The sequence below is a fragment of the Flavobacterium psychraerolatum genome (assembly GCF_025960985.1).
Taxonomy (GTDB): domain Bacteria; phylum Bacteroidota; class Bacteroidia; order Flavobacteriales; family Flavobacteriaceae; genus Flavobacterium.
The window spans coordinates 44,533-50,994 of record NZ_JAOQMX010000035.1 but is presented as its reverse complement, the minus strand read 5'-3'; the positions used below and the strand labels follow the sequence as shown (position 1 = coordinate 50,994).

At 37.0% G+C, this 6,462-nt stretch carries 5 protein-coding genes; all 5 read right to left on the bottom strand.

The window, feature by feature from the left end; genetic code table 11:
• Positions 1-1,157 (bottom strand): aldehyde dehydrogenase family protein (locus tag M2326_RS12985; RefSeq protein WP_319800846.1); only part of this gene is annotated, 1,157 nt, incomplete at its 3' end.
• 15 nt (positions 1,158-1,172) lie between these two features.
• Complete coding sequence (locus M2326_RS12980; protein ID WP_264619982.1) at positions 1,173-3,707, bottom strand: glycoside hydrolase family 2 protein; 2,535 nt, start codon at positions 3,705-3,707, stop codon at positions 1,173-1,175.
• Positions 3,708-3,721: 14 nt separating this feature from the next.
• Positions 3,722-4,492: an SDR family NAD(P)-dependent oxidoreductase gene (locus M2326_RS12975; RefSeq protein ID WP_264619981.1), complete on the bottom strand. Its 771-nt coding sequence runs from the start codon at positions 4,490-4,492 to the stop codon at positions 3,722-3,724.
• Positions 4,493-4,531: 39 nt separating this feature from the next.
• Entirely contained in the window at positions 4,532-5,326 is a 795-nt protein-coding gene (locus M2326_RS12970; RefSeq protein WP_108741608.1) for a gluconate 5-dehydrogenase, read from the bottom strand.
• Between the two features lie 20 nt (positions 5,327-5,346).
• Complete coding sequence (locus tag M2326_RS12965; protein WP_108741607.1) at positions 5,347-6,363, bottom strand: zinc-dependent alcohol dehydrogenase; 1,017 nt, start codon at positions 6,361-6,363, stop codon at positions 5,347-5,349.
• Positions 6,364-6,462: the final 99 nt, after the last annotated feature.

Below are 6,462 nucleotides of genomic sequence, written 5' to 3'. Positions count from 1 at the left end.
TCTTCATGAACAATAGTCATATCTTGTGTTACATTGGTCAAAATAGTTGGTTCAAACCAATATCCTTTTTCAAATCCAGGACCTGTTGGTTTGTTACCTCCAGTCGCAACTGTTGCACCTTCTTTTACACTTACAGCTACCAAATGCTCCATCGCTTTCAATTCGGCGGCGTTTACTTTTGGTCCCATATCTGTATCTTCCAACATTGGGTCACCAACTTTTAATGCTTTTACTTTTGGAATAAATTTTTCCATGAAAACATCATAAATATCTTCGTGTAAGTACATACGTTCGTTGCAGGTACACACTTGACCACAATTGTCAAAACGAGAATGCAAAGCAGCATCTACAGCAGCGTCAATATCAGCGTCTGCAAAAACGATAAAAGGGGCTTTACCACCTAATTCTAATTGTACATGCGTTAAATTTTCGGCAGCATTACGAGCAATATCTTGCCCAACCGGGGTAGAACCTGTCATAGTAACCATTTTGGTTATTGGACTTTTTACCAAAGCATTCCCCATAGCTCTACCAGGACCTGTAAGGATATTGATTACTCCGGCAGGAATCCCTACTTTGTTCGCTATGTTTCCTAACTCTAAAGTAGATAATGGCGTTTCGGATGTTGGTTTGATTACAATACTATTTCCCGCAATCAAAGCTGGTCCTAGTTTACGTGCCGCTAGTGCAAATGGAAAGTTCCAAGCAGTAATCGCTACAATTACGCCACGAGGTACTTTTTGAATCCAAATTTGCTCGTTTGCATTGTCTGAAGGGATAATATCTCCTTCAATTCGACGTGCACCTTCACAAGCATACTCAATAAAAGAAGAGGCAACTGCTACTTCAAAACGAGCTACTTTTAGTAATTTACCTTGTTCTTTTACGATTAATTGCGCTAAATATTCAGAGTTAGCTTTAATTTCGTTAGAGAACTTATACATTAAATCAGCTCTTTCTCTAGCTGGTTTCTTTTTCCATTCTTTTTGTGCTTTATCCGCATGCGCTAATGTTTCAAGAGCTTCTTCAGCCGTTCCATTTTGTACTCTTGCCACAATCTCTTCAGTAGAAGGACTTAAAACATCAATTGTAGCACCAGAAGTAGAAGTTCTCCACTCGCCGTTTATAAATAATTGGTATTCTTTAATTTCTGCCATTTTTATAAGTTTAAATTATTTTTTATTTTTAAATCCTCTTGCTATTACAGTATCGGTTTCACTTTCATATTCTTCACCATTTTCACGCGTTAATTTATCGTAGAATTGGTTGTAATTAGAATATTTATAGATTCCGTTTCTTTTTCTAATTTCAGCACCCATTTCTTTGAATTCTTTGGCTGCTTGGTCATGGTCTCCAATCAAAAATTGGTATTTATTGGTTGAAATAACCACACCATTTTGATCTTTCAATTCTAATTTGACATAAAAATTAGATTTCACTTTTTTAAGATTATCTGTTTTTATATCAAAGAATTTTTGGGAACTGTTTTCGCCAACTTTCGAAACTTCAAAAGATCCTTTTTCTATGGTTTTTCCTTTGTCATTTTCTATTGTGAAATTGGCAACACAATTGCTGTATTCTTTATAAAAATCGTTTACAATCCAAATTTGACCTTGGAATGTTTCGTCGTTGTGCCATCTTCTTTTAGCAAAATCCAAATTGACTAAAAGTGGTTGATAGGCTGTTTTTACAAATTCGTAGGAACGTTTTGTTTGTTGGTAATTATCTACAATTCCCCATTTCATATCAGGCCAGTAGGTAATAAAGTGACAAAGCGCAACACCACTATTTTTGGGTTTGTTACGTCTAAAATGTTCGATTCCTAATTGAAAGATAATCCCTTGAGAATCTTGTGTCGCATCTACAAATTCTTGTAATGAACCTGTTTTTTCGCTGCCAAAAGCATCAAAATTTTGCGCTCTCAATCGGTCCAAATCTGCCCAATGATGTCCCCAACTTGGTCCCGGAGGCCAGATTTCATTTGCTGGAATGAATTTCTTCAAACTTTCGATATTGGGAACAGAGGTGATTGCAAACTCAGGTACAATCGGAAAATCTATTTTTTTGTACCAATCTTCCATAGGCAAATGCCCCATTCCGTAGAAATAAGCAAGTGCATGAATGGCTTCTTTTGGTTTAAAACCTGCTTCTTGCGAAGGTTCATCGGTCATAGGTGAATCGGGAACGTAAGGTAAATCTACTTCTGCTTGCAATGCTTTTCCAAGACGCTCCAAGAACATTCTAGTAAATGCAGGATCGGCAGAACGCAACATCATTTCTTCGCCACCTTCCATCATAATTAAGGATGGGTTGTTGCGTCGTTCTCTAATTACGGCAACTCCTTCGGCAATTGTGGTTGCTATAAATTCCTCATCTCTAGCCAAATTTCCAGTTCCTAGTGGAATAATATCATTCCAAACTGTAATTCCAGCTTCGCTACACAATTCGTAAAAAATAGGTAACTCAGAGGGGTGCCATCCAAATATTCGAATATTATTCATGTTTGCTTCTTTGGCAAGCTGAATTAATTTTCGGTATTTTTCGTCAGAGGTACGACCAGTAAAAATGTCTGGAGGTCCGCCCCAACAAGCCGATCGGATATATATTTTTTTACCATTAATGAGCGTAGTTCTAGGAAAACTCACTTCATCTCTAGTAAAACCAGGATTCCATTCCATTTTTACTTCACGAATACCAAAAGTTGTTTCTTTGTAATCGTGGTTGATTTTGTTTTCTGCCAAGGACAGTTTATTGATGTACAAATTGGGTTTTCCTAAATCCCAAGGCCACCATAGTTGTGCATTTTTTATAAAAATGTCTTTCTTGATTGTTTGTTTTCCGGGAGCAATGGTCTCGGTAAATTCTGTTTTGATTACTTCAGACTCAAAGTTTTTACCTTGAATAGTCGAAGTAAACGTCATTTGTTTGGGTTGCGAATCTGTATTTTCAACTTCAACCTCTAGCGTTACTTTTGCATTGTTGTTGTCCTCGATTTTTGGTCGTAGGTAAACATCTTTAATTCTTGTTTTTCCAGTATAAACCATTTTGATTGGTCTATAAATTCCAAACGGAATTAAATCTCTCCAATAATCGCCAAACCAAGGTGTTTTTCTACCTGCAACTTTGGCGTTGACTTGTGGGGGAGGAGCCAATCTAATCATTAACATATTAGTACTAGCTAAGTTTTTTTTGCTGCTGCGAATGTATTTATTTACATCGAATGAAAAACGTGAAAAAGCACCTTCGTGACTTCCCAAGTAATTTCCGTTCAACCAAATATCGCACGCATAATCAATTCCGTCAAAATCAATTCGAACCAATTGATCTTTTAAATCTTGAGTAACATTGAATTGTAGTGCATACCACCATTCGTAGTGCATTACCCATTGTGCTTTTACGCTATTACGTCCAAAGTACGGATCCTCAATAGCACCTATTTTCCATAAGTCAGTGTACACATCTCCTGGCACTTGTGCAGAATTCCACACTAGTGTCTCAATATCTTCTGGTGGTAATTGGTGTAATCCTGCCTTGACACCTTCGCCAGGCAACATCATTTTCATTTTCCATTTAAAACCACTCAAATCTTGTGATAACTGGCTGTTGTCTTTATGAGAAACTTCAGACCCGGGTTGCGCCAGGACTGAAGTTGTCATAAAAAATAGAATGCTTAGAGCTATAAAGGCTATTCTTTGTAATAATATCATTTTTTGTTATTTGATTAACGTCCCATCCATCCACCGTCAACAAGCATCGTAGTACCGTGCATGTAAGAAGCAGCCTCTGAACATAAGAATACTGTTGGTCCTGCAAAATCTTCAGGTTTTCCCCAACGACCTGCTGGAATTCTTCCTAAGATTGAAGCCGAACGAACTGGGTCATTACGCAATGCTTCTGTATTATCGGTGTTGATATATCCAGGTGCAATTGCATTTACGTTAACCCCTTTTCCTGCCCATTCGTTAGCAAAAGCCATAGTCAATTGACCAATTGCACCTTTACTAGCAGCATAACCAGGAACAGTTATTCCTCCTTGGAACGTTAATAATGAAGCCGTGAAAACTACTTTCCCACTTCCTCTAGCGATCATTTCTTTCCCGATTTCTCTAGTTAAAATGAACTGTGCGTTTTGATTTACTTCAATCACTTGATCCCACATTTCGTCTGGGTGTTCAGCAGCTGGAGCTCTTAAGATTGTTCCTGCGTTGTTTACCAAAATATCGATGGTAGGGAAGTCTTTTTTCACTGCTTCGATGAAAGCGTATAATGCTTTTCTGTCGCCGAAATCGCAAGTATATCCTTTGAATTTTCTACCCAAAGCCGTTACTTCTTTTTCAACTGCACTTCCTTCTGTTTCTAATGAAGCACTTACACCAATAATATCAGCACCTGCTTGTGCCAACCCCATTGCCATCGCTTTACCAATTCCTCTTTTGCAACCTGTAACCAAGGCTACTTTTCCTTTTAAACTAAATGTATCTAAAACGCTCATATTTATTTATTTTATTAACCAGATGAGTTATTTAAGAATTTATATGTCGTTTTCGCCTTTTACATATCCGAAATTTGCTAAAATTCCTCCATCAACGTATAAAACCTGACCATTTACGAAATCTGCTGCTTTTGAAGCTAAAAATAAAGAAGCATTTCCAACATCTTCTGGTTCTCCCCAACGGTTTGCAGGTGTACGAGTCATTACTAAATCGTTAAAAGGATGCCCACCAACACGAATCGGCGCTGTTTGTTCAGTTGCTATATAACCAGGTCCAATCCCATTTATTTGTAGACCATATTTTGCCCATTCACAACACATATTGGCTGTTAATAATTTTAAACCACCTTTTGCTGCTGCATAAGCTGAAACATTTTGACGACCATAAACACTCATCATAGAACACATATTAATGATTTTACCGTGTCTTCTTTTAATCATTCCTGGAGCTACACGTTTTGCTAAAATTAATGGTGCAACTAAATCAACATTAAGTACTAATTCGAAATCAGCTATTGGCATATCTAAAATGGGTACACGCTTGATAATTCCTGCATTATTAACTAGAATATCAATAGGTCCAACTTCTGCTTCAATTGTACTAATTCCTTTATCTACACCATCTTCACTACATACATTGAAATTAATCGTGTAAACCTCAATACCTTCTTTAGCGTATTCAGCCTTACAAGATTCTAATTTTGCGTCATCAATATCGTTTACACATAATTTTGCACCCGCTTTTGCTAGTGCTTTTCCACATGCCATTCCAATTCCGTGAGTTCCACCTGTTACAAGTGCAACTTTACCTGATAAATCAAATAATTCTTTCATATTTTACTTTTTATTTTTTTTTAAAGTTGACAATCCATCAATACTTTCAATCCTTCTGGGTTTTTGTCAATGTTTTCAAAAACTTGTTGGATGTTGGATAAAGGCTGAACGTCTGTAATCATTTGTTCGAAAGGCAATTCGTTTGCTGTGATTAATTCGATTGCTTTTTCGTAATCTTCTTTTTCGTACACTCGCGCACCGATTAAGCTTAATTCTTTCCAGAAAAATTTGAATAAATCCACTGGTTTTTTCTCTCCGTGTATTGCTACCATTAAGATTCTACCACGAATTCCTGCTACTTCACACATAATGTCAAGTGCTGGTTGAACACCTGCAACTTCAAAAACAACATCGGCTTTACGACCTTCTGTTTTTCCTTTTACATATTCAACTAAGTCAATTTTGATAGGGTTTACAGCATCAAAACCTAATTCTTTAGCTTTTGCAATACGGTTTTCGTTAACTTCAGAGATGATAACCTGTGCTCCAGCATCTTTGGCAACCATAGCGACTAATAAACCGATTGGACCACCACCTAAAACCACAGCAGTTTCACCTTTTACCAAGCCACTACGACGTACATCGTGAGTTGCAACAGAAAGAGGCTCAATTAAAGCAGCTAATTTTAAGTCGGTATTGTCTTTTAATTTGTGAAGTGTAAAAGCTGGAACATTCCAGTATTCTTGCATAGCACCTGGGCTATCGATTCCGATGAATTTTAATTCCTCACAAATGTGATTAAATCCTTTATCAGATGCTTTTGCTTTGCGGTCATCCAAAGGGCGAACAACAACTTTATCTCCAACAGCATATCCTGTTACGCCTTCACCTACAGCATCAATCGTACCTGACATTTCGTGTCCAATGGTTTCTGGAATACTCACACGTTTGTCCATCATTCCATGGTAGATATGCACGTCAGTTCCACATACACCTACGTAGGCTACTTTGATTCGTACTTCTCCATTTGCTGGATTTTCAATTTCTTTGTTAATTACAGTGAAGGTTTTATTCCCTTCATAAATAGTTGCTTTCATCTTTATATTTGTTTCAAATAGTAAACTTGTTTCTTATTTGAACAAATATAAGACTTATGAACGAAAGTAACTTACTTTAAAAGTGATTTTTTATTCACA